This window comes from Streptomyces sp. NPDC004667 (genome assembly GCF_040609475.1).
In the GTDB taxonomy this organism is placed as follows: Bacteria; Actinomycetota; Actinomycetes; order Streptomycetales; family Streptomycetaceae; genus Streptomyces.
This window is the reverse complement of sequence record NZ_JBEXKC010000092.1, coordinates 1-25,591: the sequence shown is the minus strand read 5'-3', so window position 1 is coordinate 25,591 and position 25,591 is coordinate 1. Positions and strand designations below refer to the sequence as shown.

General features: G+C 72.9%; 25 protein-coding genes, 3 tRNA genes and 1 pseudogene. 10 read left to right on the top strand and 19 right to left on the bottom strand.

Annotated elements, in window-relative coordinates; all coding sequences use genetic code 11:
* Window positions 1-126: 126 nt before the first annotated feature.
* From ABZW32_RS33330 to ABZW32_RS33310, 5 genes are all read right to left on the bottom strand, one after another.
* Entirely contained in the window at window positions 127-555 is a 429-nt protein-coding gene (locus tag ABZW32_RS33330) for a MaoC family dehydratase (protein ID WP_356223308.1), read from the bottom strand.
* Between the two features lies 1 nt (window position 556).
* Window positions 557-1,009 (bottom strand): MaoC family dehydratase N-terminal domain-containing protein, encoded by a 453-nt coding sequence (locus ABZW32_RS33325; protein ID WP_030241242.1) that lies wholly within the window; start codon window positions 1,007-1,009, stop codon window positions 557-559.
* A 158-nt stretch (window positions 1,010-1,167) separates the two neighbouring features.
* Window positions 1,168-1,332: a 50S ribosomal protein L33 gene (rpmG, locus tag ABZW32_RS33320; RefSeq protein WP_356223305.1), complete on the bottom strand. Its 165-nt coding sequence runs from the start codon at window positions 1,330-1,332 to the stop codon at window positions 1,168-1,170.
* A gap of 88 nt (window positions 1,333-1,420) precedes the next feature.
* Window positions 1,421-1,493, bottom strand: a tRNA-Met gene (locus tag ABZW32_RS33315).
* Window positions 1,494-1,541: 48 nt separating this feature from the next.
* Window positions 1,542-1,614: transfer RNA gene (locus ABZW32_RS33310), tRNA-Thr, on the bottom strand.
* Window positions 1,615-2,008: 394 nt separating this feature from the next.
* On the opposite strand from ABZW32_RS33310, the gene ABZW32_RS33305 reads away from it, so the two are divergent.
* Together ABZW32_RS33305 and ABZW32_RS33300 are read left to right on the top strand one after the other, a co-directional pair.
* Window positions 2,009-3,310 (top strand): amidohydrolase family protein, encoded by a 1,302-nt coding sequence (locus ABZW32_RS33305; protein ID WP_356223303.1) that lies wholly within the window; start codon window positions 2,009-2,011, stop codon window positions 3,308-3,310.
* A 54-nt stretch (window positions 3,311-3,364) separates the two neighbouring features.
* Complete coding sequence (locus ABZW32_RS33300; protein WP_356223302.1) at window positions 3,365-4,021, top strand: SDR family oxidoreductase; 657 nt, start codon at window positions 3,365-3,367, stop codon at window positions 4,019-4,021.
* A gap of 31 nt (window positions 4,022-4,052) precedes the next feature.
* Here the strand turns inward: ABZW32_RS33300 and ABZW32_RS33295 are convergent, their stop codons facing one another.
* Window positions 4,053-4,493: a DUF3574 domain-containing protein gene (locus tag ABZW32_RS33295; RefSeq protein WP_356223300.1), complete on the bottom strand. Its 441-nt coding sequence runs from the start codon at window positions 4,491-4,493 to the stop codon at window positions 4,053-4,055.
* Between the two features lie 105 nt (window positions 4,494-4,598).
* Here ABZW32_RS33295 and ABZW32_RS33290 point away from each other — a divergent pair, with 105 nt between their 5' ends.
* Window positions 4,599-5,111: a hypothetical protein gene (locus tag ABZW32_RS33290; RefSeq protein WP_356223298.1), complete on the top strand. Its 513-nt coding sequence runs from the start codon at window positions 4,599-4,601 to the stop codon at window positions 5,109-5,111.
* 77 nt (window positions 5,112-5,188) lie between these two features.
* Here the strand turns inward: ABZW32_RS33290 and ABZW32_RS33285 are convergent.
* Window positions 5,189-5,270: transfer RNA gene (locus ABZW32_RS33285), tRNA-Tyr, on the bottom strand.
* A gap of 199 nt (window positions 5,271-5,469) precedes the next feature.
* On the opposite strand from ABZW32_RS33285, the gene ABZW32_RS33280 reads away from it, so the two are divergent.
* The 3 genes from ABZW32_RS33280 to ABZW32_RS33270 all read left to right on the top strand — a co-directional run bounded on the left by ABZW32_RS33280 (window position 5,470) and on the right by ABZW32_RS33270 (window position 8,876).
* Window positions 5,470-5,958 (top strand): YajQ family cyclic di-GMP-binding protein, encoded by a 489-nt coding sequence (locus ABZW32_RS33280; protein ID WP_266841108.1) that lies wholly within the window; start codon window positions 5,470-5,472, stop codon window positions 5,956-5,958.
* A gap of 236 nt (window positions 5,959-6,194) precedes the next feature.
* Window positions 6,195-7,622 carry a SulP family inorganic anion transporter gene (locus tag ABZW32_RS33275; protein WP_356223296.1) on the top strand — a complete coding sequence of 476 codons (1,428 nt, stop codon included), beginning with the start codon at window positions 6,195-6,197 and terminating at the stop codon, window positions 7,620-7,622.
* An 18-nt stretch (window positions 7,623-7,640) separates the two neighbouring features.
* Entirely contained in the window at window positions 7,641-8,876 is a 1,236-nt protein-coding gene (locus tag ABZW32_RS33270; RefSeq protein ID WP_356223294.1) for an APC family permease, read from the top strand.
* 325 nt (window positions 8,877-9,201) lie between these two features.
* Here ABZW32_RS33270 and ABZW32_RS33265 read toward each other — a convergent pair whose 3' ends face one another.
* The 12 genes from ABZW32_RS33265 to ABZW32_RS33210 all read right to left on the bottom strand — a co-directional run bounded on the left by ABZW32_RS33265 (window position 9,202) and on the right by ABZW32_RS33210 (window position 20,841).
* On the bottom strand, window positions 9,202-9,594 hold the full coding sequence (locus ABZW32_RS33265) for a YccF domain-containing protein (RefSeq protein ID WP_356223292.1): 393 nt from the start codon (window positions 9,592-9,594) through the stop codon (window positions 9,202-9,204).
* Window positions 9,591-10,454 (bottom strand): zinc metalloprotease HtpX, encoded by an 864-nt coding sequence (htpX, locus tag ABZW32_RS33260; RefSeq protein ID WP_356223290.1) that lies wholly within the window; start codon window positions 10,452-10,454, stop codon window positions 9,591-9,593. The genes ABZW32_RS33265 and htpX overlap by 4 nt, the downstream gene beginning before the upstream one ends.
* Before the next feature lie 190 nt (window positions 10,455-10,644).
* The gene (locus ABZW32_RS33255; RefSeq protein ID WP_356223289.1) at window positions 10,645-12,192 is read right to left on the bottom strand and encodes an NADH-quinone oxidoreductase subunit N; all 1,548 of its coding nucleotides are present in this window, start codon (window positions 12,190-12,192) and stop codon (window positions 10,645-10,647) included.
* On the bottom strand, window positions 12,189-13,742 hold the full coding sequence (locus tag ABZW32_RS33250) for an NADH-quinone oxidoreductase subunit M (protein ID WP_356223313.1): 1,554 nt from the start codon (window positions 13,740-13,742) through the stop codon (window positions 12,189-12,191). The genes ABZW32_RS33255 and ABZW32_RS33250 overlap by 4 nt, the downstream gene beginning before the upstream one ends.
* Before the next feature lie 38 nt (window positions 13,743-13,780).
* The gene (locus ABZW32_RS33245; protein WP_356223288.1) at window positions 13,781-15,880 is read right to left on the bottom strand and encodes an NADH-quinone oxidoreductase subunit L; all 2,100 of its coding nucleotides are present in this window, start codon (window positions 15,878-15,880) and stop codon (window positions 13,781-13,783) included.
* Window positions 15,877-16,236 carry an NADH-quinone oxidoreductase subunit NuoK gene (nuoK, locus tag ABZW32_RS33240; protein WP_356223286.1) on the bottom strand — a complete coding sequence of 120 codons (360 nt, stop codon included), beginning with the start codon at window positions 16,234-16,236 and terminating at the stop codon, window positions 15,877-15,879. The genes ABZW32_RS33245 and nuoK overlap by 4 nt, the downstream gene beginning before the upstream one ends.
* Window positions 16,236-16,829, bottom strand: a complete 594-nt coding sequence (locus ABZW32_RS33235; protein ID WP_356223311.1) for an NADH-quinone oxidoreductase subunit J — start codon at window positions 16,827-16,829, stop codon at window positions 16,236-16,238. The genes nuoK and ABZW32_RS33235 overlap by 1 nt, the downstream gene beginning before the upstream one ends.
* 17 nt (window positions 16,830-16,846) lie before the next feature.
* Window positions 16,847-17,470, bottom strand: a complete 624-nt coding sequence (locus tag ABZW32_RS33230; protein ID WP_356223283.1) for an NADH-quinone oxidoreductase subunit I — start codon at window positions 17,468-17,470, stop codon at window positions 16,847-16,849.
* On the bottom strand, window positions 17,470-18,438 hold the full coding sequence (gene nuoH, locus ABZW32_RS33225; RefSeq protein ID WP_356223281.1) for an NADH-quinone oxidoreductase subunit NuoH: 969 nt from the start codon (window positions 18,436-18,438) through the stop codon (window positions 17,470-17,472). The genes ABZW32_RS33230 and nuoH overlap by 1 nt, the downstream gene beginning before the upstream one ends.
* Window positions 18,435-19,829, bottom strand: a complete 1,395-nt coding sequence (locus ABZW32_RS33220) for an NADH-quinone oxidoreductase subunit C (protein WP_356223279.1) — start codon at window positions 19,827-19,829, stop codon at window positions 18,435-18,437. The genes nuoH and ABZW32_RS33220 overlap by 4 nt, the downstream gene beginning before the upstream one ends.
* The gene (locus tag ABZW32_RS33215; protein ID WP_356223277.1) at window positions 19,826-20,443 is read right to left on the bottom strand and encodes an NADH-quinone oxidoreductase subunit B family protein; all 618 of its coding nucleotides are present in this window, start codon (window positions 20,441-20,443) and stop codon (window positions 19,826-19,828) included. The genes ABZW32_RS33220 and ABZW32_RS33215 overlap by 4 nt, the downstream gene beginning before the upstream one ends.
* On the bottom strand, window positions 20,434-20,841 hold the full coding sequence (locus ABZW32_RS33210; RefSeq protein ID WP_030241197.1) for an NADH-quinone oxidoreductase subunit A: 408 nt from the start codon (window positions 20,839-20,841) through the stop codon (window positions 20,434-20,436). The genes ABZW32_RS33215 and ABZW32_RS33210 overlap by 10 nt, the downstream gene beginning before the upstream one ends.
* Before the next feature lie 157 nt (window positions 20,842-20,998).
* Between ABZW32_RS33210 and ABZW32_RS33205 the strand changes: the two genes are divergently transcribed.
* The 4 genes and pseudogenes from ABZW32_RS33205 to ABZW32_RS33190 all read left to right on the top strand — a co-directional run.
* Window positions 20,999-22,171 (top strand): sensor domain-containing protein, encoded by a 1,173-nt coding sequence (locus ABZW32_RS33205; protein ID WP_356223275.1) that lies wholly within the window; start codon window positions 20,999-21,001, stop codon window positions 22,169-22,171.
* A gap of 368 nt (window positions 22,172-22,539) precedes the next feature.
* On the top strand, window positions 22,540-23,856 hold the full coding sequence (locus tag ABZW32_RS33200) for a sensor domain-containing protein (protein WP_356223273.1): 1,317 nt from the start codon (window positions 22,540-22,542) through the stop codon (window positions 23,854-23,856).
* A gap of 657 nt (window positions 23,857-24,513) precedes the next feature.
* Window positions 24,514-25,173 (top strand): response regulator transcription factor, encoded by a 660-nt coding sequence (locus tag ABZW32_RS33195; RefSeq protein ID WP_030241187.1) that lies wholly within the window; start codon window positions 24,514-24,516, stop codon window positions 25,171-25,173.
* A gap of 199 nt (window positions 25,174-25,372) precedes the next feature.
* A pseudogene (locus ABZW32_RS33190) lies at window positions 25,373-25,591 on the top strand (2-oxoglutarate ferredoxin oxidoreductase subunit alpha); the annotation flags it as partial.

The window sequence follows — 25,591 nt, the reverse complement described above, 5'->3', positions numbered from 1 at the left end:
CTGGCGGGACGCCCCCAGCCCTCCCCTGATCCGGATCGAGAGAGCACCGCCCACCCCCGGCCGGGATCGGCACGCGAAGCCCCCACCCGGCAGAGCCCCGCCCGCTCCCCGACCCCGACCCGCCCCTCAGCCCAGCTGGACTACCGCGCGGGACATGCCCAGGACCTTCTGGCCCGCGCTCATCGCCGTCAGGTCGACCCGTACGCGCTTGTCGTCCAGCTTGGCGGCGACCTTCGCCGTGACCTCGATCAGGGCGCCCTGGTCGTCGTTCGGGACGACCACGGGCTTGGTGAAGCGCACCCCGTACTCGACGACCGCACCCGGGTCGCCCGTCCAGTCGGTCACCACACGGATCGCCTCGGCCATGGTGAACATGCCGTGCGCGATCACGTCCGGCAGTCCGACCTCCTTGGCGAACTTCTCGTTCCAGTGGATCGGGTTGAAGTCACCCGACGCCCCGGCGTAGCGGACCAGCGTGGCGCGCGTCACGGGGAAGGACGCCGCCGGCAGCTCGGTGCCGACCTCGACGTCTGCGTACTCGATCTGCGCGGTCATCTCAGGCCTCCTCGGGGGCGCGGGACACGAGCTTGGTCCAGGCGGTCACCACGTGCTCGCCGGACTCGTCGTGGACTTCGCCGCGGATGTCGATGATGTCGTTGCCCGCGAGCGACTTCACGGCCTCGATGGTGGAGGTCACGGTGAGGCGGTCGCCGGCCCGCACGGGGCGGACGTACGCGAACTTCTGGTCGCCGTGCACGACGCGGCTGTAGTCCAGCCCCAGCTGCGGGTCCTCGACGACCTGGCCCGCGGCCGCGAAAGTGATGGCGAACACAAAGGTCGGCGGGGCGATCACATCCTGGTGACCGAACGCCTTGGCGGCTTCGGGGTCGGTGTAGACGGGATTCTCGTCACCCACCGCTACCGCGAATTCGCGGATCTTCTCCCGGCCGACCTCGTACGGCTCGGTGGGCGGGTACGTCCGCCCCACGAAGGTCTGGTCGAGGGCCATGGCTCACTACCTCCTGTTGAAGGGACACGAAAGGCTGCGGTCGACCGATCGACGATCATCGATCGCCGATCAAGAAACCGGAGCAGAAACGACACAAGGCCGCCCCCATTGAAGGGGACGACCTCATGACGGTGCCTATATTGAAGACTTCGCCAGGATCAGCGGGTCTCGCGGTGCGCGGTGTGCGAGTTGCAGCGCGGGCAGTGCTTCTTCACCTCCATGCGGTCCGGGTTGTTACGCCGGTTCTTCTTGGTGATGTAGTTCCGCTCCTTGCACTCCACGCAGGCCAGCGTGATCTTCGGGCGGACGTCGGTGGCAGCCACGTGAGTGCTCCTTGACGGACTATGGGACGGATGAACGCATAAAAGAGTAGCCGATCGGGAGACCGACCCCGCAATCGGCTACTGGGTGTAGCGGCGACCGGACTTGAACCGGTGACACAGCGATTATGAGCCGCTTGCTCTACCGACTGAGCTACGCCGCTTTGATGAGATCCGTTCCCCACCCGAGGGTGGGGAACCTCTCTCACCAGAGCCCCAATGCGGAATCGAACCGCAGACCTTCTCCTTACCATGGAGACGCTCTACCGACTGAGCTATTGGGGCGAGCGAGGAAGACATTACACGGTTGCCAGCCGATCGCCCAAATCCTTTGGGGGGACTGGGCTCGGAAGGCGGGACCAGGGCTTTCCCCACCGACCCCGCACCCCCTCCCGACCCACTTTCACCCCCGAATGTGCCCGGGGTCACACCTCGGGGATCATTCCGGGGCCTCATCCGGCCCGGACGCCCCCGTCCCTCTCCCCGACCGGCTCCCCCTCCCCCGCCGGCTCCCCCTCCCCACCCGGGTACCCGACGCATGGGCACCACACCGGTACGACTATTGAGCTCTTCCGCGAACCCGGGACCCCCGCGCCCTAGGCTCTGAGCACGCTGCGTGATCTTGGGCCGCGGGCTGCGGCCACGGCACAGGAACCGCCCGAGCCCCCGCAGGAGCGCGATGTCCGACAGCCAGCCGCAGCAGCCGTCCCACTCCCCGCGGAACCCCGCCGAAGGCCCTTCCCGCAACCCGGCCCACGACCCCCTCGGCGGCCCCGCCCCCGAGGCGACCGGCCTCCTCCTCGCCGGGGCGCGGCTCACCGACGGCCGCACCGTCGACGTACGGCTCGGCGGCGGCCGGATCCAGGCCGTCGGGACGGCGGGCAGCCTCCCCGCGCCGACCATGGCCCGGGTCGACCTGAGCGGGTACCTGCTCCTGCCCGCCCCCGCCGAGCCGCACGCCCACGGGGACACCGCCCTCACGGCCGACGGCGAGGGCCCCGTCTCGTACGCCCCCGACGACGTGCAGCGCCGGGCCACCGAGGCGGCGCTGCTCCAGCTCGGCCACGGCGCCACCGCCGTCCGCTCCCACGTGCGCATCGGGGACGTGCACGGCCTGGGCCCCATGGAGGCCGCGCTCCAGGCCCGCCGCTCGCTGCGCGGCCTCACCGACCTGACCACGGTGGCCGTCCCCCGGCTGCTGACCGGGGTGGCCGGCGCCGACGGGCTCGCCATGCTGCGCGACGCCGTCAAGATGGGCGCCTCCGTGATCGGGGGCTGCCCCGACCTGGACCCGGACCCGACGGGTTTCCTCGAAGCCGTTCTCGAACTGGCCGCCGAGCACGGCTGCCCCGTGGACCTGCACACCGACGGTGACGATCCGGGCCGTCTCGCCCGCCTCGCGGCGATGGCCGGGGGGCTGCGCCCCGGAGTGACCATCGGCCCGTGCGGCGGGCTGTCCCGGCTGCCGCTGGACGCGGCCGCGCGGGCCGCCGACCAGCTCGCCGCGGCCGGGGTGCGGGTGACCTGCCTGCCCCAGGGGGACTGCGCCGCACTGGAGCGCCGCGGCCTGCGCACCGCCCCCGTACGCCTCCTGCGCGCGGCCGGGGTCCGGGTCGCCGCCGGCAGCGGGGCGCTGCGGGACGCCGGGAACCCGGTCGGCCGGGGCGATCCGCTCGAAGCGGCGTACCTGCTCGCCTCCCAGGGCGGGCTGCGCCCCGCAGAGGCCTACGAGGCGGTGAGCACGGCCGCCCGCGAGGCCATGGGCCTGCCGGAGGTGCGGGTGGAGGCGGGGTTCCCGGCGGAGCTGCTCGCCGTGCGCGGGGAACGGATCGCGGGGGTGCTGTCCCTCGCGTACAGCAGGATCGTGATCCACCGGGGTCGCGTGGTAGCCCGGACGAGTGCCGTACGGGAGTACTGCGATTCGGCGGTGGCGGTGGCCCTGGACCTGCCCCGGCAGGGCCGTACGGAGTCCGGGCCCTGAGCGTCCGCGGGCCGTTCGCGGGCGTGGGCGCCCGGTACGTCGTACGGTCGGGACATGCGCATCGTCATCGCGGGTGGACACGGTCAGATCGCGCTGCGGCTGGAGCCCCTGCTCGCCGCGCGCGGGTACGAGGTCGCGGGCATCATCCGTGATCCGGAGCAGGGCGCCGATCTGCGGGCGGCCGGCGCCGAACCGGTGCTGTGCGACCTGGAGTCGGCTTCGGTCGAGCACGTGGCCGGGATCCTGCAGGGCGCGGACGTGGCGGTGTTCGCCGCCGGGGCCGGTCCGGGCAGCGGCGCGGAGCGCAAGGACACCGTGGACCGGGCGGCGGCGGTGCTGTTCGCCGACGCCGCCGAACGGGCGCGCGTGCGGCGCTTCCTGATGGTGTCCTCGATGGGCGCCGACGCCCGCCACGACGGGGGCGAGGTCTTCGACTTCTACCTGCGGGCCAAGGGTGAGGCCGACGACCACGTCCGCACGCGGCTGGGGCTGGAGTGGACGGTCCTGCGGCCGGGAGCGCTGACGGACGACGCCGGTACGGGTCTGGTCCGGCTGGAGGCGCGCACCGGCCGGGGGCCGGTGCCGCGCGAGGACGTGGCGGCGGTGCTGGCGGAGCTGGTCGACACTCCGGCGACGGCCGGTCTGACGCTGGAGCTGGTGTCGGGTTCGACGCCGGTGTCGGTGGCGGTGAAGGACGTGGCGGGCAACTGAGGGCGGGGGTGCGGCACGTTCCGAGTGCCCGTCAGGAGCCGGCCTCCAGCTTGTCGTCGGATCGGCCGACGGAGTCCTGGCGGAAGCGTTCCCGGTAGGTCCGGCGGATCCGTTCGACGCGGGTGTCGCGCTCCTCGACCTCCTTCTCGGGGTAGAGCAGGACGACTTCGTACGAGGTTTCGCGGACGATCGCCCCGCCGGGGCCGCTGTGCTGGCCGTGTCCGTCCCGGAGGGTCAGTCCTTCGGGGAAGGCGGGGGTGACCTCCTGGTCCAGGAACCGCATGAACTCGCCCCGGGTGACGGGTTCGCGGCCGCCGGGGCGTGCGGTGCCGAAGGAGAGCCGGGTTTCCCGGTAGGGCTCCCCCGCGTGCGCGTGGAGCGTCGCTCCGAGCAGGGCCGGGATGCCCGCGCCGAGCAGGGCGGCCAGCACGCCGCCGCCGACCTTCCCCCGTGTGTCCGATGTCCATGTCACGCCCCGTGAACGACGGTCCGTCCACATCGGTGCGCCCGAGTGGCCCGATAGGGTCACCCGGAATCGGCCGCAGGGGGCGGTCGTGCGAGGCGGCGGGGTCGGGGCATGGGCGAGGGCGACTGGCGGATCGGTGCGGCGGAGGGTGGCCGGCTCGCCGCCAGGTGGTGGAAGTGGGCCCTGTCCGCGCCGGTCGACGAGAGCCCCGTGGCCGATGTGACGGGAGCCTACGCGGGGTGGCGCCAGCCGTCGGACCTGTGGTTCCTGGCGGGCACCTTCGGCGGCCGGGTGGTGCGCCGGTGCAGCGTCCCGGCGGGGCGGCGGCTGTTCTTCCCGGTCCTGAACACCCAGCGCCCGGTGGTGCCCTTCGTGACCAAGCCGTGGCGTCTGGAGGCGACCCGGGCCTCCGCGGCGCTGAACAGCACTCCCCTGCCGTTGAGCGAGTTCGCCTCGAAGCCCTTCCTGAGCATGGGCATACCCCGGGTCGCCTGGGGTCTGTGGTGCGCTCTCGCGCCTCTTCCGGCGGGGCAGTTCGTCCTGGAGATCCAGGCGGCCGACACCCAGGGCTTCTGGGTCGACACCACCTACCACCTGACGGTGACCGATCCGGCGGCCGCGTAGGGCGGGGCGGGCACGCGGGTGTACGAAGAAACCCCCGTCCACTGCGCTTCCGCAGATGAACGGGGGTTCCACTCGCGTGGCGGCGCCAGGGTTCGAACCTGGGTAGGCTGAGCCGGCAGATTTACAGTCTGCTCCCTTTGGCCACTCGGGCACACCGCCAAGATCGCTGCCATCTTTCCGCCTCTCGGCGGCGCTCCTTGGCAACGACGTAAACAATACCCGATGCTCGGGGGTGGTTCGCCACCGGATTGATCAGCGCCGCGCGCGGGTGCGGTGGCTAGGCTTTGCGGAGCGGTCCGGGGATGTCCGGCCGCGCCCTCCGGGGCACATCGCAGCCGACTTCAAGGAGCCACAGCACATGGCCGACTCCAGTTTCGACATCGTCTCGAAGGTCGAGCGGCAGGAGGTCGACAACGCCCTCAACCAGTCCTCGAAGGAGCTCTCGCAGCGCTACGACTTCAAGGGCACGGGCGCGTCGATCGCCTGGTCCGGCGAGAAGATCCTGATGGAGGCGAACTCCGAGGAGCGCGTCAAGGCCGTCCTCGACGTGTTCGAGACCAAGCTGGTCAAGCGCGGCATCTCGCTGAAGGCGCTGGACGCCGGCGAGCCGCAGCTGTCCGGCAAGGAGTACAAGATCTTCGCGACGATCGAGGAGGGCATCTCCCAGGAGAACGCCAAGAAGGTCGCGAAGATCATCCGGGACGAGGGCCCGAAGGGCGTCAAGGCCCAGGTCCAGGGCGAAGAGCTGCGCGTCAGCTCCAAGAGCCGCGACGACCTCCAGACCGTCCAGGCCCTGCTGAAGGGCAAGGACCTGGACTTCGCGATCCAGTTCGTGAACTACCGCTGACCGGCGCCTGTGACGCGCCGCTGAGCGGACCCGCGGGGCACAGCGGGGGCAGATCGCCGAGGCTTCCTCGGCGGCCGCCCGCGCTGTGCCCTTCGTCGTGTCGGCGCTCGCCAGGGCGTGTGCCCGGCGTGAGCGGCGCACGCTCCTCCGCGGCCCCCTCGTGGTCACTAGGCGCGGGCCGGTGCGCCCGTCACGCTGGGTGAAACATCAACCACCGTGTGACAGGGGGTTCCCGCATGCCTGGGGCCGGCAGTTTCCGTGCGGACTTCGGGGCGTCCGTCGTCGTGGCGCTGGTCGCGCTACCGCTGTGCGTGGGGGTGGCCGTCGCCTCCGGGGTGCCGGCCGAGCTGGGGATCGTCACCGGGGTGGTCGGCGGTTTGGTGACCGGCTGGTTCCGGGGCAGCTCGCTGCAGGTCAGCGGCCCGGCCGCCGGGCTGACGGTGCTGGTCTACGAGGCCGTGAGCACCTACGGACTGCCCGCGCTCGGGGTGCTGGTGCTGGCGGCCGGACTCCTCCAGCTCGTCATGGGCGCGCTGCGGCTGGGCCGGTGGTTCCGGGCGATCTCCGTGGCCGTCGTGCACGGGATGCTCGCCGGGATCGGGCTGGTGCTGATCGCGGGGCAGCTCTACGCCCTGGGCGGCGTCGAGGCCCCGGGGCGGACGCTGGCCAAGCTGGGCGCGATGCACGAGCTCGGGGCGCGGGCGGACTGGGCGGCGGTGGCGCTCGGCGCCGGGACCATCGCGGTCCTGGTCCTGTGGCGCCGGGTGCCGCCCCGATTGCGGCTGGTGCCCGGGGCGCTCGTCGGGGTGGCCGCCGCCACCGCCGCGGCCGCGCTGCTGCGGCTGCCCGTGGAGCGGGTGCGGGTGACCGGGGTGCTGGACGCCGTGGCGCCGCCCGACTGGGGCGACTTCGGGGTGCTGGCGTCCGCGGGGGCCGTCGGGACGGTGTTCGCGCTCGCGCTGATCGCCTCGGCCGAGACCCTGTTCAGCGCGGCGGCCGTCGACCGGATGCACCAGGGGCCGAGGACCCATTACGACCGGGAGCTGATCGCCCAGGGGGTGGGCAACACCGTCTGCGGTCTGCTCGGGGCGCTGCCGATGACCGCCGTCATCGTGCGCAGCTCCGCCAACGTGGAGGCCGGGGCCCGCACCCGGGCCTCGCGGATCCTGCACGGCGCCTGGCTGCTGCTGTTCGCCGCGGTGTTCCCCGGGGCGCTGGAGGCCGTACCGCTCGCGGCGCTCGCCGGGGTGCTGCTGCACGCGGGCTGGAAGCTGCTGCCGGCGCGCGCGGTGGCCGCCCTGTGGCGGTCGCACCGGGGGGAGGCGGTGGTCCTGCTGGCGACGGCCGTCGCCATCGTGGCGACCAGCCTGTTCGAGGGGGTGCTGGTGGGGCTGGGGCTCGCCGTGGCCAAGGCGGCCTGGGAGACCTCCCACGTGCACATCGAGGAGGTCTGGGAGGGCGAAGAGCTGTGCGTCCGGGTCGTGGGGAACGCCAGCTTCCTGAAGCTGCCCAAGCTGCTGGACTCCCTGGAGGCGGTGCCGCACGCCACGTCGGTGCGCCTGGACCTCAGCGGGCTGCGGCACCTCGACCACGCCTGCCTGACGGCCCTGGAGGGGTGGGAGCGCACGCGGACGCCGCTCCCTGGCCGGGAGGGCGTCATCTAGGGCGGTTACCCTCCGCGCGTGGACAACGAGTTGAGGCGCACCCTGGGCGTGTCGGACGCCGTCGTGGTGGGGCTGGGTGCGATGGTCGGCGCCGGGATCTTCGCGGCCCTGGCCCCGGCGGCGCGGGCGGCGGGCGGCGCCCTCCTCGGCGCTCTGGCGGTGGCGGCCCTGGTGGCCTACTGCAACGCCCGTTCCTCGGCGCGGCTCGCCGCCCGGTACCCGTCCTCCGGCGGGACGTACGTGTACGGGCGCGAGCGGCTCGGTCCCTTCTGGGGGTACCTGGCCGGCTGGGGCTTCGTGGTGGGCAAGACGGCGTCCTGCGCGGCGATGGCGCTGACCGTGGGGGCGTACGTGTGGCCCGGACGGGAGCACGTCGTGGCCGCCCTGGCGGTGGTGGCGGTGACCGCGGCGGGTTACGGCGGGGTGCAGAAGTCCGCCCGGATCGCCCGGCTGATCGTGGCGGCGGTGCTGGCCGTGCTGGCCGCGGTGGTGGTGGCGTGCCTGACGTCGGGGGCGGCGCGGTCCGGCCGGCTCGGCGGGGCGGACCCGGGCGTGCTCGGGGTGCTACAGGGGGCGGGGCTGTTGTTCTTCGCCTTCGCGGGCTACGCCCGGATCACCACCCTGGGCGAGGAGGTACGTGATCCGGAGCGCACGATCCCGCGCGCGGTGCCGATCGCGCTGGGGATCGCCCTGTGCGTGTACGCCGCCGTGACGGTGGCGGTGCTGTCGGTGCTCGGGGCCGACGTGCTGGCGGGGTCGGCGGCCCCGCTGGCGGACGCGGTGCGGGCGGCCGGGTGGCCCGGACTGGCGCCGGTGGTGCGGGCGGGGGCGGCGCTGGCCGCGCTGGGCTCCCTGCTGGCCCTGGTGCTCGGGGTGTCGCGGACCGTCCTGGCGATGGCCCGGGACGGCCACCTGCCGCGTCCGCTGGCCGCCGTCCATCCCCGGCGGCAGGTCCCGCACCATGCCGAGGCGGCCGTGGGCGCGGTCGTGGCGGTGCTCGCGGCCACGGTCGATCTGCGGGGCGCGATCGGCTTCTCCTCCTTCGGAGTGCTGGCCTATTACGCGATCGCGAACGCCTCCGCGTGGACTCTCGGTTCAGCTGTCAAGGATCGGGCCGTGGCAGCGGTCGGGCTGTCCGGCTGTGTACTGCTCGGCTGCGCGCTGCCCCTCGTCTCGACGGTGACGGGGGCCGCGGTGCTGGCGCTGGGGGCGCTGTCCTACGGGGTGCGCCGCGGGTTCCGCTCCGGGGGCTGAACGGGAGCGGGCGCGGGGTCGAGGGGGCGTCTGCGGGGCTCGTCCCTCCCCCGTGCGGGTTCCGGCGAGCGGCGGCGGCGCGGGGGTCGCAGGGAGGTGGGGCGGGGCCGCACGGGTGTGGCCGGGCGGGCCCCCGTACCGCCCGCGGGGCCTGCCCCGCGGGCGGTACGGGGGCGGCGCACGCAGGGGTTTGAGCGACCTGCGACTTGCTGGAGCAACTGCTCGGTCTCGTTCATGTGTTCATGGTGGGGCACCCCACCGTCACTCCGCCAGGCCTGTGGATAACCCCCCGGAGGCAGGGCCGCCGGGGGGTTGTGGAAGCAGGTCAGCGGGAGGCGAAGGGGGCGTCCGTCGGGACGATTTCGCGGCCCAGCGGGAGCAGGGAGAGGGGGACCATCTTGAAGTTGGCGATTCCGAAGGGGATGCCGATGATCGTGATGCACAGGGCGATGCCGGTGACGATGTGGCCGATGGCGAGCCACCAGCCCGCGAGGACCAGCCACAGGACGTTGCCGATGCAGGAGCCGGCACCGGAGTCGTGGCGTTCGACCGTGGTGTAGCCGAAGGGCCAGAGGGCGTAGACGGCGATGCGGAAGGCCGCGATGCCGAACGGGATGCCGATGATGGTGATGCAGAGCAGTACCCCGGCGAGGCAGTAGCCGAGGAAGAGCCAGATCCCGCTGAGCACGAGCCAAATGACGTTCAGGATGGTTTTCACTGGCTGCGTCCTGCCATCTGTTCGAGTCGGGCGATGCGCTCGGCCATCGGGGGGTGCGTCGAGAACATCTTGGACAGTCCCTCGCCGGGCCGGAAGGGGTTGGCGATCATCATGTGGCTCGCCGTCTCCAGCCTGGGTTCCGCGGGCAGGGGGAGCTGCTTGGTGCCGGCGTCCAGCTTGCGCAGGGCGCTGGCCAGCGCGAGGGGGTCGCCGGTGAGCTGGGCCCCGGAGGCGTCCGCCTCGTACTCGCGCGAGCGGCTGATGGCGAGCTGGATCACGGAGGCGGCCAGCGGGCCGAGGATCATGATCAGCAGCATGCCGATGAGGCCGGGGCCCTCGTCGTCGTTCGACCGGCCGATCGGGATCAGCCAGGCGAAGTTCACCAGGAACATGATCACGGAGGCCAGGGCTCCGGCGACCGACGAGATCAGGATGTCCCGGTTGTACACGTGGCTCAGCTCGTGGCCGATGACCCCGCGCAGCTCCCGCTCGTCGAGGATCCGCAGGATGCCCTCGGTGCAGCAGACGGCGGCGTTGCGCGGGTTGCGGCCGGTGGCGAAGGCGTTGGGGGCCTCGGTCGGGGAGATGTAGAGCCGTGGCATGGGCTGGCGCGCGGACGTGGAGAGCTCGCGCACCATCCGGTAGAGCTCGGGGGCCTCGAATTCGCTGACGGGCCGGGCGCGCATCGCGCGTAGAGCCAGCTTGTCGCTGTTCCAGTACGCGTACGCGTTCGTCCCGAGGGCGACGATGACGGCGATGATCAGGCCGCCCCGTCCGAAGAAGCTTCCGATGAGGATGATGAGTGCGGACAGCCCGCCGAGGAGTACGGCGGTCTTCAGCCCGTTGTGCCGGCGGTGCACGGTACGCCCTCCAAGTGGTGCGGCAGGGGAACCCCGTCCTGTTCGAGGGTCTTCGGTCCAGTGGACCCTCCCTTCCTGGTCAACGCGAGGTGGGGGCTTCTGGTTCCCCGGGCACGACGGCGCCGCCGCCCCCGTGGCCTGGGCCGGGGGGCGGCGGCGGGCGTTGCTCCGTTCGGGTTGCCGCGTCGGGCTACTGCGGGAAGAGGGTGCCCGAGGCGAACCGCAGGACCAGCTGGGGGGCTCCGGAGAGGACCAGGGCGGTGACGGCGGTGAGGGCGATCGCGGCCTTGACCGGCGGGGGCGTCTTCGTGCGTACGGCCCCCTCGGCGGCCCCCTCGGCCGCGTCCTCCCGCGCGGGGCGGAAGAGCAGCGCCGTCCAGCGCAGGTAGTAGTACAGGGCGACGACGACGTTGAAGGCCATGAGCACGGCGAGCCACCCCAGGCCCGCGTCGACGGCGGACCGGAAGACGACGACCTTGGCGAAGAGGCCGATGATGCCGGGCGGCAGGCCGGCCAGGCAGAGCAGGAAGAAGGCCATCGAGAGGGCGGCGAGGGGGCGCTCGGCGTACAGGCCCCGGTAGTCGCTGATGCGGTTCAGCGGCTTCGTACGGGCGACCAGGGCGGCCACGGAGAAGGCGCCGAGGTTCACGGTGGCGTACATCAGGGCGTAGGCGACGGTGGAGCCGATCTGGTCGCGGTCGGAGTACGCGGCCGCGGCGATCGGGACGAGCAGGTAGCCGGCCTGGCCCACGGAGGACCAGGCGAGGAGCCGGACGGCGCTGTTGGGGCGGTCCGGGGACTGGCGCAGCGCGGCGGCGTTGCCGAGGGTCATGGTGAGCGCGGCGAGGACGGCCAGGGCCGGGCCCCAGACGTCGGAGTACGCCGGGAAGGCGATCACGGTGACGAGCACGAGGCCCGTGAAACCGACGGCCTTGCCGATCACGGAGAGGTAGCCGGCGACGGGCAGCGGGGCGCCCACGTAGGTGTCCGGGACCCAGAAGTGGAAGGGCACGGCCGCGGTCTTGAAGGCGAAGCCGACGAGGGTGAGCGCGACGCCCGCCATGGCGAGGTTGTCGAGCTGCCCGGGGACCTCTTCGAGCCGGTCGGCGACCTGGGACAGGTGCAGGGAGCCGGTGGCGCCGTAGACGAAGCTGACGCCCATCAGGGACACGGCGGTGGCGGTGACCGAGGACAGGAAGAACTTGAGGGCGGCCTCGGAGGAGAGCCGGTCGCCGCGGCGCATGCCGACGAGGGCGAAGGCGGGCAGCGAGGCGACTTCGAGGGCGACGATCAGGGTCGCGAGGTCGCGGGCGGCGGGCAGCAGGGCCGCGCCGGCGGCGGAGGAGAGCAGCAGGAACCAGTACTCGCCGGCCGGGATGCGCCCCTCGCGGACGGCGGTCAGCGACAGCAGGGCGGTGACCAGGGCGCCGGCCAGCACCAGGAACTGGATGACGAGCGCGAAGTGGTCGGCGGTGTAGCTGCACGCGGTGGGGTCGCCGGTGAGGCAGAAGGTGGTGCGGTCCCCGGCGCGCAGCGGCAGCAGGGCGGCGGTCGCGACGGCCAGGCCGGCGACCGAGATCCAGCCGAGGAGCGGCTTGCGGGCCTCCGGGAGGAAGAGGTCGGCGACCAGGACGAGCAGGGCGACGGCGGCGGGGAGGACCACGGGCGCGATCGCGAGCCAGTCGACGGACTGGACCAGGGTGGCGGTGTCGGCGGCGAGGACCGCGGGGGCCGTCATGCGTTGCCTCCTGCGAGGAGCTTCTGGACGGCCGGGTCGGTGAGGCCGAGGAGGGTCGCGGGCCACAGGCCGGCGAGGACGGTGAGGGCGACGAGCGGGGTCCAGGCGGCGAACTCGTAGTGCTGGACGTCCGCGAGGGAGACCTCGGGACCGGCCTTCGGGTCGCCCATGCAGACGCGCCGTACGACGATCAGCAGGTAGGCGGCGGTCAGCAGGGTGCCGAACGCGCCGACGGCCATGTAGGTGAGGAAGGCCGGGCGGGACAGGCCCTCGGCCGGGTCGAAGGCGCCGAACAGGGCCAGCATCTCGCCCCAGAAGCCGGCCAGGCCGGGCAGTCCGAGGGAGGCGACGGCGGCGAAGGCCAGGAGCGCGCCGAGGCGGGGGGCGCGGCCGTAGAGGGCCGCGCCGGTGACTCCGGCGAGGGTGTCGAGGTCGCTGCTGCCGTAGCGGTCCTTGAGGGCGCCGACCAGGAAGAAGAGGAGGCCGGTGATCAGGCCGTGGGCGATGTTCGCGAACAGCGCGCCGTTGACCCCGGTGGGGGTCAGGGTGGCGATGCCGAGCAGGACGAAGCCCATGTGGCCCACGGAGGAGTAGGCGATGAGCCGCTTGAGGTCGCCCTTGTTGCCCTTGCGGGCGAGGGCGAGGCAGGCGAGGGATCCGTAGACGATGCCGACGGCGGCGAAGGCGCCGAGGTACGGGGCGAAGGTGTGCATGCCGTCGGGGGTGATCGGCAGCAGGATGCGGACGAACCCGTACGTGCCCATCTTCAGCATCACGCCCGCGAGCAGCACGGAGCCGACGGTGGGGGCGGCGGTGTGGGCGTCCGGCAGCCAGCTGTGCAGCGGCCACATCGGGGTCTTCACGGCGAGGCCGAGACCGATGGCCAGGACGGCCAGGATCTGGGTGGTGTGGGACAGTTCGCGGCCGTTGTCAGAGGCGAGTGCCACCATGTCGAAGGTGCCGCTGTTCAGTCCGATCAGCAGCAGTCCGAGGAGCATGACCACGGACCCGAGGAGGGTGTACAGGATGAACTTCCAGGCGGCGGCCTGCCGCTGAGCACCGCCCCAGCGGGCGATGAGGAAGTACATCGGGATGAGGACCATCTCGAAGGCGAGGAAGAACAGCAGCAGGTCGAGGACGGCGAAGGTGGCGAGGGTGCCGGCCTCCAGGACGAGCAGCAGGGAGACGAAGGCCTTCGCGGAGGGGCCCTCGGGGAGCTTGAAGTAGCTGTACACCGCGCAGAGGAAGAACAGCAGCGCGGTCATCAGGAGGAGGGGGAGCGAGATGCCGTCGATGCCGAGGTGGATCCGGATGTCCAGCGCCGGGATCCAGCTGATGTCCGTCGTCGCCTGGAAGCGGGACGGGGCGTCGTGGTCGAAGCCCAGGGCGAGGGCGATCGCCGCGGCGAGGACGACTCCGGTGACGGTGACGCCGTGGCGGAGGACCGCCTGGTCGGGGTTCTTGCCCTTGAGGCCGGGCGGGGCGGGCAGCAGGGCCGCGACGGCCCCGAGGAGCGGCACGGCCAGGGTGAACGCCAGAAGGAACTGCATCACGGACGGGCTGATATCAATCACGGCTGACTCACGGCTCACGATCCGGCGTTGACGTTGGCGAGGACGGCGGTGGCGATCGCCAGGACCACGGCGCCGGCGAGCAGGGCGCTCAGGTAGCTCTGCACGTTGCCGGTCTGGGCCCGGCGCACGAGGGCGCCGAGCAGCCGGGGGGCGGCGCCCGCGCCGCGGACGTACGTGTCCACGACCTCGCGGTCGAGGAAGCGGACCAGGGTCGCGGCGGCCCGGACGGGGCGGACGAACAGCCGGTCGTAGACGGCGTCGAGGTGGAAGCCGTAGGCGGCGTGGCGGTGCAGGGGGCCGAGGAGCGCGCGGCCCGGGTCGGGGGCGGGCCCGGCCGGGACGACGGGGTGCTCGTGGGTGACCTCGGCGACCTCGGGGGTCTCGGCGGCGGACACGGCGGCGAGGGCGGCGGATTCGGCGGATTCTTCGGCGGCGACGGAGGCGGGCACGGGGGCCGTTCCGGGGGCGGGCGCGGCCGGGCCGGCGGGAGTCGTTCCGGGGGCGGGCGCGGTCGTGGCGCGGGCGGTGGCCGCGGCGGTGGCGGCCTTGGCGGCGGCGCGCTGCCAGAGGCCGTAGGTGAGGACCACGCCGATGAGGGCGGCGCCCGTGCCGAGGACCGAGGTGGCCACGGTCGGGGTGAGCTCCCTGCCGCCGAACCAGTCGGCGAGGTTTCCGGCGGCGAGGCCGAAGCCGATCGTGGGGACGGCCAGCAGCCACAGCACGCCGGTCATGGCGACGGGCTCCTTGCCGTGGACGGGGGCGGCCGCGCCCCGGCCGCGGAAGGCCATCAGCCACAGCCGGGTGGCGTAGGCGGCGGTGAGCAGGGCCGTCAGCACGCCGGCGACGAGCACCAGCCAGCCGGCCGCGCCGGGGGCGGTGTCGGAGTGTCCGGTCGCGGTCTGCTCGGCGGCGACGAGGACGGCTTCCTTGGAGAAGAAGCCGGCGAAGGGCGGGATGGCGGCGAGCGCGAGCAGCGCGATCGTCATCGTCCAGAAGGCGTCGGGGATGCGCTTGGCCTGGCCGTCCATGCGGGACATGGCGGCCAGGGAGTTCGTTCCGGCGGCGTGGATGATGACGCCCGCACCGAGGAAGAGGAGCGCCTTGAAGGCGCCGTGGGACAGGAGGTGGAAGACGGCGGCCGCGCGGTCGCCGACGGCCAGGGCGCCGGTCATGTAGCCGAGCTGGCCGATCGTGGAGTAGGCGAGGACCCGCTTGATGTCGTCCTGTGCCAGGGCGGCGAGGGCGGAGCCGATCATCGTGACGGCCGCCATGACGGCCATGACCACCAGGGCGGCGCGCGAGGCCTCGAAGACGGGCAGGAGGCGGGCGACGAAGTAGATGCCGGCGGCGACCATGGTCGCGGCGTGGATCAGCGCGGAGACCGGGGTGGGGCCCGCCATGGCGTCCGGTAGCCAGGTGTGCAGCGGGAACTGGGCGGACTTGCCGGCGACGCCCGCGAGCAGGAGCAGCGCGATCAGCGTCGGGTGGTCGAGCCCGCCGGAGGCGACGGTGCCCAGGATCTTGGTGATCTGGAAGGAGTCGGCGTCGGTGGCGAGGGCGAACAGTCCGATGAGGAAGGGGACGTCGCCGAGCTTGGTGACGAGGAAGGCCTTGAGGGAGGCGGAGCGGGCGGCTTCGGTCTCCCAGTAGTGGCCGACCAGGAAGTACGAGCAGATGCCCATGACCTCCCAGCCGACGAGCAGCACCATGAGGTCGCCGGAGTAGACGACGAGCAGCATGGCGGAGGTGAAGAGGGAGACGAGCGCGGCGTACGAGGGGTAGCGCGGGTCGTCGCGGAGGTAGGCGGTCGAGTAGAGCTGTACGCAGGTGGCGACGACGCCGACGAGGACGGCGACGAGGACGGCGAAGCCGTCCAGGTACAGCGACAGGTCGATGGGCACCGAGCCGGTCGGGGTCAGTTCGGTGGCGGTCTCGATGGCCGGGCCTCCGCCTTGGCGGACGGCGACGAACACGGCCAGTACGGCGGCGCCCAGCGTCGGCAGGATGGCGAGCGGCCGGACGAATCCGGGGGCGGTGCGGCCGAGGAGCAGACCTGCCACCGCACCGAGGAAGGGCAGGACGGGGACGAGGACCGCGAGGGTCGTGGTGCTCACGCGGCGACCTCCGGCCGGGCGGTGTTGTCGTCGGGCCGGGCGGGTTCGTGGCCCTCGGCGGTGTCGCGCAGCCTGTCGACGTCGGAGGTGCCGCGGTTGCGGTACACCATCAGCACGATCGCGAGGCCGATGCCGATCTCGGCGGCGGCGATGGCGATCGTGAAGAGCGTGAGGGCCTGTCCGGCGTGGAGGGTGTCGCGCAGCCAGACGTCGAAGGCCACCAGGTTGAGGTTGACGGCGTTGAGCATCAGCTCGACGGACATCAGGACCAGGATGGCGTTGCGGCGGGCGAGCACTCCGTAGAGGCCGGTGGCGAACAGGAGGGCCGCCAGGACGGCGGGGTAGGCGAGGTGCATCAGCGCCGGCCCTTCCCGGTGCGGGCGGCCGAGTCGGCGGCTTCCTCGGCGGCGGTGTTGCGCCGGGAGAGCACGATGGCGCCGATGAGGGCCGCGAGGAGGAGGACGGAGAGTGCTTCGAAGGGGAGCACCCAGTGCTGGAAGAGGATCTCGCCGGTGACCTTGGTGGAGCCCTGGGCGGGCCCGTCGAGGTCGATCCAGGTGGTGCGGAAGGCGTCGACCACGACCCAGACGAGCGCGGCGCCCGCGAGGCCGGCGACGCCGAGGGCGACCCAGCGGTTGCCGGAGTCGGCGTCCGGTGAGCGGCCGATGGGGGCCTTGGTGAGCATGAGTCCGAAGAGGAGGAGGACGACCACGGAGCCGAGGTAGATCAGGACCTGGACCCAGGCGATGAACTCGGCGGTCAGCAGCAGGTACTCGACGGCGATCCCGCCGAGGGCGACGACCAGCCAGAGGGCGGCGTGCACGAGCTGCTTGGTGGTGACCGTGACGAGGGCGGCGCCGAGGGTGGCGAGGCCGACGAGGACGAAGGCGATCTCGACGCCGGTCGGCGAGAGGAAGCCGTGGCCCGCGGCGGCGGCCAGGGGGGCCATGGGGACGGTTGCGATGCTCACGCGTCGGCCTCCGGGGTGGTCGGGGGCGTGGCGGGCGGGGTGTCCGCCGCCTGAGTCTGGGCCTGGGCGGCGGCCGCGGCTGCGGCTGCGGCTGCCGCGGCGGCTTCGGCCTTGTCCACGGCCTTGCGGGCGGCGGCGATCTCCTTGGGCTCCTCGGCGGCGGGGTCCAGGGCGGGCGGGGCCGGCACGGTCCACATCCACTCGCGCAGCTTGTCGCGCTCGTGGGTGAGCTCGTGGATGTCGGTCTCCGCGTACTCGAACTCCGGCGACCAGAAGAGGGCGTCGAAGGGGCACACCTCGATGCAGATGCCGCAGTACATGCAGAGGGAGAAGTCGATGGCGAAGCGGTCGAGGACGTTGCGGCTGCGCTCGCGGCCGCCGGGGGTGGCGGCGGGCACCGTCTCCTTGTGGGAGTCGATGTAGATGCACCAGTCGGGGCACTCGCGGGCGCACAGCATGCAGACCGTGCAGTTCTCCTCGAACAGGCCGATGACCCCGCGGCTGCGGGGCGGGAGCTCGGGCTGCGTCTCGGGGTACTGGGCGGTGTGCGCGCGCTTGGTCATCGTGCGCAGGGTGACGGCCAGGCCCTTGGCGAGGCCGGATCCGGGGATCGGGGGCATTACTGGATCGCCACCTTCACGATGCCGGTGAGCGCGATCTGGGCGAGCGCGAGGGGGATGAGTACGGTCCAGGCCAGCTTTTGGAGCTGGTCCTCGCGCAGGCGGGGGTAGCTCACGCGGAGCCAGATCACGACGAAGGCGAGGACGGCGACCTTGAGGAGGGTCCAGACCCAGCCGAGGCCGTCGCCGCCGAAGGGGCCGTGCCAGCCGCCCAGGAAGAGGACGGTGGTGAGGGCGCACAGGACGACGATGCCGGCGTACTCGGCGAGCAGGAACAGCGCGAAGCGCAGGCCGGTGTACTCGGTGTACGCGCCGAAGATGATCTCCGAGTCGGCGACGGGCATGTCGAACGGGGGCCGCTGGAGTTCGGCGAGGCCGGCGGTGAAGAAGACCAGCGCGCCGATGATCTGCCAGGGCAGCCACCACCACTCGAAGGCGTTGACGATGCCGGGCAGGGACACGGTCCCGGCGGCCATGGCCACGGAGGCGGCGGCGAGCAGCATGGGCAGCTCGTACGCGAGCAGCTGGGCGGCCGTACGGAGGCCTCCGAGGAGGGAGAACTTGTTCGCGGAGGCCCAGCCGCCCATCAGGCTGCCGAGGACGCCGACGCCCATGACGGCGAGGGCGTAGAAGAGGCCGGCGTCGATGACCTGGCCGACGGCGCTCTCGCTCGGGCCGATGGGGATGGCGATGAGGACGAGGAGGTAGGGCAGCAGCGCGACGGCGGGGGCGAGCTGGAAGATCCGCCGGTCGGCGTTGGCCGGGACGATGTCCTCCTTCTGCGCGAACTTCACGCCGTCGGCGACGAGCTGGGCCCAGCCGTGGAAGCCGCCGGCGTACATGGGGCCGAGGCGGCCCTGCATGTGCGCCATCACCTTGTGCTCGGTCTGTCCGACGACGAGCGGGAGCACGAGGAAGACGGCGAAGACGACGATGAGTCGCAGGGCGACGTCGAGGACGTCGTTCACGCGTCGCCTCCGGTGGTGTCGGGATCGGGGTGGGGGGTGCCGGGCTTGGGCTGGGGCTCGGGCTCGGGGTGGGGCTTGGCCTCGGGCTCAGCATCGGGCTCCGGCTTGGCCGCGGACCTGGGCTCCGGCTTGGCCGCGGAGTCCGGGGGTGTGGTCGGTGACCCCCCGGGGTCTTCGAAGGCGGGCTTCGGGTTGTGCCAGGGGGCGTCGGCGCTGCGAGGGGCCGCGCGGCGGGGAGCCTCCGGCTCCGGCGCGGGGGTCGTCTCCGCGTCCGGGGCCGCCTGGCTGGCGGAGCCGTCCGAGGCCGACCGGGTACGGGTTGCCTCGCCGGCAGCGTCGGGGGTGGCGGCGTCCGGGACCGAGGCCCCCTGGCTCGCGGAGCCGTCCGAGGCCGAGCGGGTACGGCCGGGCGGGCGGGCCGGGTCCGGGGCAGCCGTGTCCGGAGCAGCGGTGGCCGGAGCAGCCGCTGCCGCCTGGCTGGCGGAGCCGTCCGAGGCGGAACGGGTACGGCGGGGCGGGCGGGCCGGGTCCGGGGCGGTGGCCTCCGGGGCGCCTGCGGCCGGAGCAGCGGCGTCCGCCCCCGGGGCGGCCTGGCTCGCCGAGCCCTCCGTCACCGAGCGGGTGCGGCGGGCCGGGCGGGCCGGGTCCGGGGTGGGGGCGTCTGCGGCCGGGGTGGGCTGGGTGGCCGAGCCCTCCGTCACCGAGCGGGTGCGGCGGGCGGCCGGCGCCTCCCCGGCCGGACGCGGACGGCGGGCGGGGGCGCCCTCGCCGGCCGCGCGCGGGGTGCGGGCGGGGCGGGCGGGGGCCGGCGGGAGCTGGCCCTTGAGGGGACCCCAGTCGTTCGGGTCGGGCACCCCGGGCGGCAGCATCTGCCGCCGCTTGGGCGCGTCCGGGTCGTGGGCCTCGCCCGGCTCCTTCGCTCCGGGCCACGCCTTGGCGACGCGCGCCGCCAGGACGAAGTCCTTGCGCAGCGGGTGGCCCTCGAAGTTCTCGGGGAGCAGCAGCGGGACGAGGTGCGGGTGGTCGGTGAAGGTGACGCCGAACATCTCGTACGTCTCGCGCTCGTGCCATTCGGCGCCCGCGTACACGGCGACGGCCGACGGCAGCGACGGGGCCGTGTGCGGGACGGTGGTGCGCAGCAGGAGGCGGCGTACGCGGTGGTTCTCCAGGGCGACGACGTGCGCGCAGACGCGGAAGCCCGTGCCCGGTTCGTCGACGGCGCTCAGCCAGTCGAAGTAGGTGCAGCCCAGCTTGTCGCGGGCGATCTCCAGGGCGGGGACCCAGGATCCGACCGGGACGTCCACCGTGAGGACGTCGTACGAGAAGGAGCCCACGGCCTCGGCACCGAAGACGGTGGAGGCCGCGTCGGGGAGGGAGTCGTAGAGGTTCACGCGCCGGCCTCCGGGGCGGAGGCGGGGGCGGGCGGGGGCGTGACGAGGCCGCTGGTGAGCTGGGAGACCGAGGGGGTCGCCGCGTACCGCTCCGCGAGGGACTCCCGAGCGATCTTCTCCTGGAGCTTGAGGATGCCCTGGAGGAGCGCTTCGGGGCGGGGCGGGCAGCCGGGGACGTAGACGTCGACCGGGATGATCTGGTCGACGCCCTTGGTGACCGAGTACGAGTCCCAGTAGGGGCCGCCGCAGTTGGAGCAGGCGCCGAAGGAGATGACGTACTTCGGCTCGGGCATCTGCTCGTAGAGCCGCTTGACGGCCGGGGCCATCTTGTCGGTCACCGTGCCCGAGACGATCATCAGGTCGGCCTGGCGCGGGCCCGGCGCGAAGGGGATGACGCCGAGCCGGATGAAGTCGTGGCGGGCCATGGAGGCGGCGATGAACTCGATCGCGCAGCAGGCGAGGCCGAAGTTGAACACCCACAGGCTGTAGCGGCGGCCCCAGTTCAGGACCACCTTCATGGGCTCCGGGGCGAGGCGGGAGAGGACTCCCAGGCGCTTGGGCTCCGGGAGCAGCTCGGGCTGGACCGTCACGTCCACCTGCGGTGTCACGTCCATTCGAGGACGCCCTTCTTGTACGCGTAGAGCAGGCCGACTGCCAGGAAACCGAGGAAGACGAACATCTCCACCAGGGTCGTGGCGCCGTAACCGGCGGCGGCGAACACCGTCGCCCACGGGAAGAGGAAGATCGAGTCGACCGCGAAGATGACGTAGAGGAAGGCGTAGACGTAGTAGCGGACCTGGGTGTGCGCCCAGCCCTCGCCGACGGGGTCCACGCCGCACTCGTAGGTCAGCAGCTTCTCGGGGGTCGGGACGACGGGCCGCAGCAGGCGGCCGGCGCCGAAGGCCACCGCCACGAAGAGCACGCCGAGGACCGCGAGCAGGCCGACGACCGAATAACTCCGGAAGTAGTCCGCGGCGGTCACGGTCACGGTCGATACCGTTGGGTCGGGCACGTCCGTTTCCTCGCTCCTCGGCCACTGTCGACGATCTGGTTGATCTGGTACGGACGGGAGTCTAGGGCCTGGGCTGCGCGGGGTGGGGTTATCCCCCGTTCACTGCCGCCGGGCCGCCCCATGGCATCGGCCGGACGGAATTGGCAGGCTGTCCGGCATGACCGTGAACGATCAAGCTCCGTCCCCTCCTCCCGTCCGCCCCGCCTTCGACGCGGTCACGTGGAAGGAGATCGCTCACCTGTTGGGCAATCTGCCGCTGGCGTTGATCGGTTTTGTTTACACGGTGTTCATGGTCGCCACGGCCGGTGGACTGTCCGTGACCGCCGTCGGACTGCCCCTGCTCGTTTGCGGCCTCTACGGGACTCGTCTGCTCGGGAAGTTCGAGCGGATACGCGCGCGGGCGCTGCTGGGGGTGCGGGTGGCCGAACCGACCCCGCTGCCGGGGCCGCGGCGCGCGGGCGGGTTCTTCGCCTGGCTGTGGGCGGGCGTGAAGGACCCGGTGGGCTGGCGGACCGTGCTGTACGAGCTGGTCCGGCTGCCGTGGGGGGTGCTGACCTTCACGGTAACGCTGGCGGGGCTGTTCGTGCTGTGGCCGGTCCTGCCGTACCTGGTCCGCGGCATGGCCAATGTGGACCGGGTGCTGGTACGGAGCCTGCTGTCGCCCTCGGACGAGTTGGAGCGGCGCATCGCGGAGCTGGAGTCGGGCCGCGGGGTGGTCGTGGACACGGCGGCGGCCGACCTGCGGCGCATCGAACGGGACCTGCACGACGGGGCCCAGGCGCGGCTGGTCGCCCTCGCGATGGGGCTGGGTCTGGCGAAGGAGAAGCTGCTGGAGGACCCGGAGGGGGCGGCGGCGATGGTCGACGAGGCGCACGGGGAGGTGAAGCTCGCCCTCCAGGAGCTGCGGGACCTGGCCCGCGGGATCCACCCGGCCGTGCTGACCGACCGGGGACTCGACGCGGCCCTGTCCTCGGTGGCCTCGCGCTGCCTGGTGCCGGTGAAGGTGTCGGTGGACCTGCCGGCCCGCCCGGCGGCGGCGATCGAGGGGATCGCGTACTTCACCGTCTCCGAGCTGCTGCAGAACGTCAGCAAGCACGCGGGGGCGCGGAGCGCGAGCGTCGAGGTGTGGCGGGCGGGGGCGCGGCTGCTGATCCGGGTCTCGGACGACGGGCGGGGCGGGGCGGATCCGCGGGGCGGGACGGGGACGGGGATGTCCGGGCTCGCGGAGCGGCTGCGGGCGGTGGACGGGGTGTTCGTGGTGGATTCCCCCGAAGGGGAGGGCACGGTGGTGTCGGCGGAGCTGCCGTGGCGGGAACGGGGGCTCGCCTAGGCGAGCGGGACCGGACCGGACGGGATCCGGATGTCGAGCGGGGCTTCCGGCCGGGGCGGGCGGGGCCCCGTCCGCATGTACGGGGGCCTGAGCGTGCGGGGCCGGACGTGCCGGGCCGCGCGGGCGGCCGGGAGCGGGCAACCGGAGGTGCCGGGCCGGGAGCGGGCGGCCGGAGGTGCCGGGCCGGGTGTTCGGGGTCTGGGGTCCGGTGGGCGGGGTCAGGGGTGCAGGGGTCCGGAGGCGCGGGCGGGGCCGGGGCGGGTGGGGTTAACCCCCGGGAGTAGAGGCCGACCCGCCGCATGGTCCGGAATAGGGCCGGGCGGCAGGCTGGGAGCCGTCAAGGACGCGAGGAAGGGCGGGGCGGGATCATGGGCAACGGCATGGGCGGCAGCGACGGCCCCGGCGGCAGCGGGCTGGCCGCCGTGCTGCGGGCACCGGTGGCGGCGCGGACCTGGCGGGAGTTCGGGTACCTGCTGATCGGGCTGCCGCTGAGCACCCTGTACTTCTGCGTCGCCGTCACGGGCGCGGCCGTCGGCGCCGGGCTGCTCGTCACCTTCCTCGGAGTGCCGGTCCTGGCCGGTGTCCTCCTGGCGTGCCGGGGCTTCGGGCGGATCGAGCGCGGCCGCGTACGGTCGCTGCTGCGGATGCCGGTCGCCGAACCGGCGCCGGTCCGGGCCGGCAAGAGCGGGGCGCTGGCGAGCATGGGCGCACTGCTCAAGAGCGGGAGCGCCTGGCGCCACCTGCTGTACTCGGTGGTGCACTTCCCGTGGGCGGTGTTCGCCTTCTGCCTGGCGCTCACGCTGTGGGCGTACGGGTGGAGCGCCCTGCTGTACCCGCTGTGGTTCTGGGTGTTCCCCGCCTTCACCGACCAGCCCGGCCTGCAGCTCTTCCAGAACGGCGACTACCGCTTCTACCTCGACTCGCCCGTCGCCATCGCGGCCACCTGCCTGGCCGGGCTCCTGGTCACCCTCGCCACGCCCTGGGTCATCCGCGCGCTGACCGGCGTCGAGCGGATCCTGGTCGGCGGGCTGCTGGGGCGCTCCCGCCTGGACGACCGGGTCCGGGAGCTGGAGTCCGACCGCGGGGTGGTCGTGGACACGGCGGCGGCCGACCTGCGGCGCATCGAACGGGACCTGCACGACGGGGCCCAGGCGCGGCTGGTCGCCCTCGCGATGGACCTGGGTCTGGCGAAGGAGAAGCTGACGGAGGACCCGGCGGGGGCCGCGCGGATGGTGGACGCGGCCCACGGGGAGGTCAAGGTCGCGCTCCAGGAGCTGCGGGACCTGGCGCGCGGGATCCACCCGGCCGTGCTGACCGACCGGGGACTGGACGCGGCCCTGTCCTCGGTGGCCTCGCGGTGCGCGGTACCGGTGAAGGTGTCGGTGGACCTGCCGGCCCGGCCGGTGGCGGCGATCGAGGGGATCGCGTACTTCACCGTCTCCGAGCTGCTGCAGAACATCAGCAAGCACGCGGGGGCGCGGAGCGCGAGCGTCGACGTGTGGAAGTCCGGGGGGCGGCTGCTGGTCCAGGTCGCGGACGACGGGCGGGGCGGGGCGGATCCGCGGGGCGGGACGGGGCTGGCGGGGCTCTCCGAGCGGCTGGACGCCGTGGACGGGGTACTGGTGGTGGACTCCGAGGCGGGGCGGGGGACCACGGTGACGGCGGAGCTTCCCTGGCGGGCCTGACCCTGCCCTGGCCGGGCCTTTACGGGGGCCACCCGGGGCCCGCCCCGGCCCGGGTCCCGGGACGCGTCCCGAGCCCGGAGCCCAGGTCGGGCCCCGAGCCCGGAGCCCAGGCACCGCTGCGCGGGGCAGGTCCCGAGCCCGAGGAGGGCCCCGAGCCCGGCCCAGGCACCGCAGCGCGGGGCAGGTCCCCGACCCGCCCTTCGCCCGTTCCCCCCTCAGGCCCCGGGGAGGCTGCCGGAACGGTCCGGGCCGTCTCCCCGGGGGCTCCGCCCCCGGACCCCCGCGCCTCAAACGCCGGCGAGGCTGGATTTGCCGGGACCGGCCCGGACCCGGACCCGGATCCAAATCCGGATCCGCGCCCCAAGCCCCCGCGAGGCGGGAAGCGGGGCCGGGGCCGGATTTGCTCCTGTCTCGCCCGAACGGCTCCGCCCCCTCCGGAATCTCGCCCGCCGGGCCGGATTTCACTTGGGCGGCTGGAATTGATCGGTCGGGCTTGATTCGGCCGGATTTAGTCCGTCGCGCGCGCACTTGTTGACCAAGACCACCCTTTACCGGGCCTTTGGGCTGGGATGCTTGGCTCGGCCGGGGAAACCCGGCCTCCGGGAATGGGTTGCGGATGACGAGTGGACGCGGGAGCTGCTGAACGTGGACGACAGGGTGCGGGTGGTCATCGCCGAGGATTCAGTGCTGCTCCGTGAGGGCCTGACCCGGTTGCTGACCGACCGGGGGCATGACGTCGTGGCCGGCGTCGGGGACGCAGAAGCCCTGATCAAGACGGTGGCGGACCTCGCTGCCGAGAACGCGCTGCCGGACGTGGTCGTGGCCGACGTCCGGATGCCGCCGACGCACACCGACGAGGGCGTACGGGCCGCCGTACGCCTGCGCCGGGAGCATCCCGGGATCGGGGTGCTCGTGCTGTCCCAGTACGTGGAGGAGCAGTACGCCACCGAACTGTTGGCCGGTTCCAGCACCGGAGTGGGGTATCTGCTCAAGGACCGCGTGGCCGACGTCCGGGAGTTCCTCGACGCCGTCGTCCGGGTGGCCCGGGGCGGTACCGCCCTGGATCCCGAGGTCGTGGCCCAGTTGCTCGGCCGGAGCCGCAAGCAGGACGTCCTGGCCGGCCTGACCCCGCGCGAGCGGGAGGTACTGGGCCTGATGGCGGAAGGACGCACGAATTCCGCCGTGGCCAAGCAGCTCGTGGTCAGCGACGGAGCCGTAGAGAAGCACGTCAGCAATATCTTCATGAAGCTCGGGCTGTCCCCGAGTGATGGGGATCACCGGCGCGTACTGGCGGTCCTCACCTATCTGAGGTCCTGATCAACTGACACTCTGTCAGGTAGAGCACACCGGCACAGGTCGGGGGATTCGGAATATTCGCGTAGAGCACCACGTCTGTCGGACAGACCGGCCCGGAAAGGGCCGGTCCAGAATGCGGGCGCCCAGAGGCCGAAAATCCTCACGGACGTAGGGTTGGCCTTGGGAACGAACGCCCGCGCCTCGAAGGAGGTCCAGTTCAGTGACCAGCCAGGTCAGTAGCCCGGCCGAGCAGGCCGACGGGGCCGGTGGGTCCATCGGAGAGCAGCGCAGCGAGCATGCGCCCGATGGAGCCGGCAAGGAAATCCGTCGCGTGGACCGTGTGATCATCCGTTTCGCGGGTGATTCGGGTGACGGTATGCAGTTGACGGGTGACCGTTTCACGTCGGAGACGGCGTCGTTCGGGAACGATCTTTCGACG

What these genes read in the sequence shown, in the direction of transcription:
- ABZW32_RS33230 (WP_356223283.1), bottom strand. Translation starts at nt 17,470, where the DNA reads ATGCCCCCGATCCCCGGATCCGGCCTCGCCAAGGGCCTGGCCGTCACC.
- ABZW32_RS33235 (WP_356223311.1), bottom strand. Translation starts at nt 16,829, where the DNA reads ATGGCCCCCCTGGCCGCCGCCGCGGGCCACGGCTTCCTCTCGCCGACC.
- ABZW32_RS33205 (WP_356223275.1), top strand. Translation starts at nt 20,999, where the DNA reads ATGACCGTGAACGATCAAGCTCCGTCCCCTCCTCCCGTCCGCCCCGCC.
- ABZW32_RS33325 (WP_030241242.1), bottom strand. Translation starts at nt 1,009, where the DNA reads ATGGCCCTCGACCAGACCTTCGTGGGGCGGACGTACCCGCCCACCGAG.
- ABZW32_RS33280 (WP_266841108.1), top strand. Translation starts at nt 5,470, where the DNA reads ATGGCCGACTCCAGTTTCGACATCGTCTCGAAGGTCGAGCGGCAGGAG.
- ABZW32_RS33215 (WP_356223277.1), bottom strand. Translation starts at nt 20,443, where the DNA reads ATGGACGTGACACCGCAGGTGGACGTGACGGTCCAGCCCGAGCTGCTC.
- ABZW32_RS33290 (WP_356223298.1), top strand. Translation starts at nt 4,599, where the DNA reads ATGGGCGAGGGCGACTGGCGGATCGGTGCGGCGGAGGGTGGCCGGCTC.
- ABZW32_RS33250 (WP_356223313.1), bottom strand. Translation starts at nt 13,742, where the DNA reads ATGCAGTTCCTTCTGGCGTTCACCCTGGCCGTGCCGCTCCTCGGGGCC.
- ABZW32_RS33200 (WP_356223273.1), top strand. Translation starts at nt 22,540, where the DNA reads ATGGGCAACGGCATGGGCGGCAGCGACGGCCCCGGCGGCAGCGGGCTG.
- ABZW32_RS33300 (WP_356223302.1), top strand. Translation starts at nt 3,365, where the DNA reads ATGCGCATCGTCATCGCGGGTGGACACGGTCAGATCGCGCTGCGGCTG.
- ABZW32_RS33275 (WP_356223296.1), top strand. Translation starts at nt 6,195, where the DNA reads ATGCCTGGGGCCGGCAGTTTCCGTGCGGACTTCGGGGCGTCCGTCGTC.
- nuoK (WP_356223286.1), bottom strand. Translation starts at nt 16,236, where the DNA reads ATGCACCTCGCCTACCCCGCCGTCCTGGCGGCCCTCCTGTTCGCCACC.
- ABZW32_RS33255 (WP_356223289.1), bottom strand. Translation starts at nt 12,192, where the DNA reads ATGACGGCCCCCGCGGTCCTCGCCGCCGACACCGCCACCCTGGTCCAG.
- ABZW32_RS33330 (WP_356223308.1), bottom strand. Translation starts at nt 555, where the DNA reads ATGACCGCGCAGATCGAGTACGCAGACGTCGAGGTCGGCACCGAGCTG.
- ABZW32_RS33305 (WP_356223303.1), top strand. Translation starts at nt 2,009, where the DNA reads ATGTCCGACAGCCAGCCGCAGCAGCCGTCCCACTCCCCGCGGAACCCC.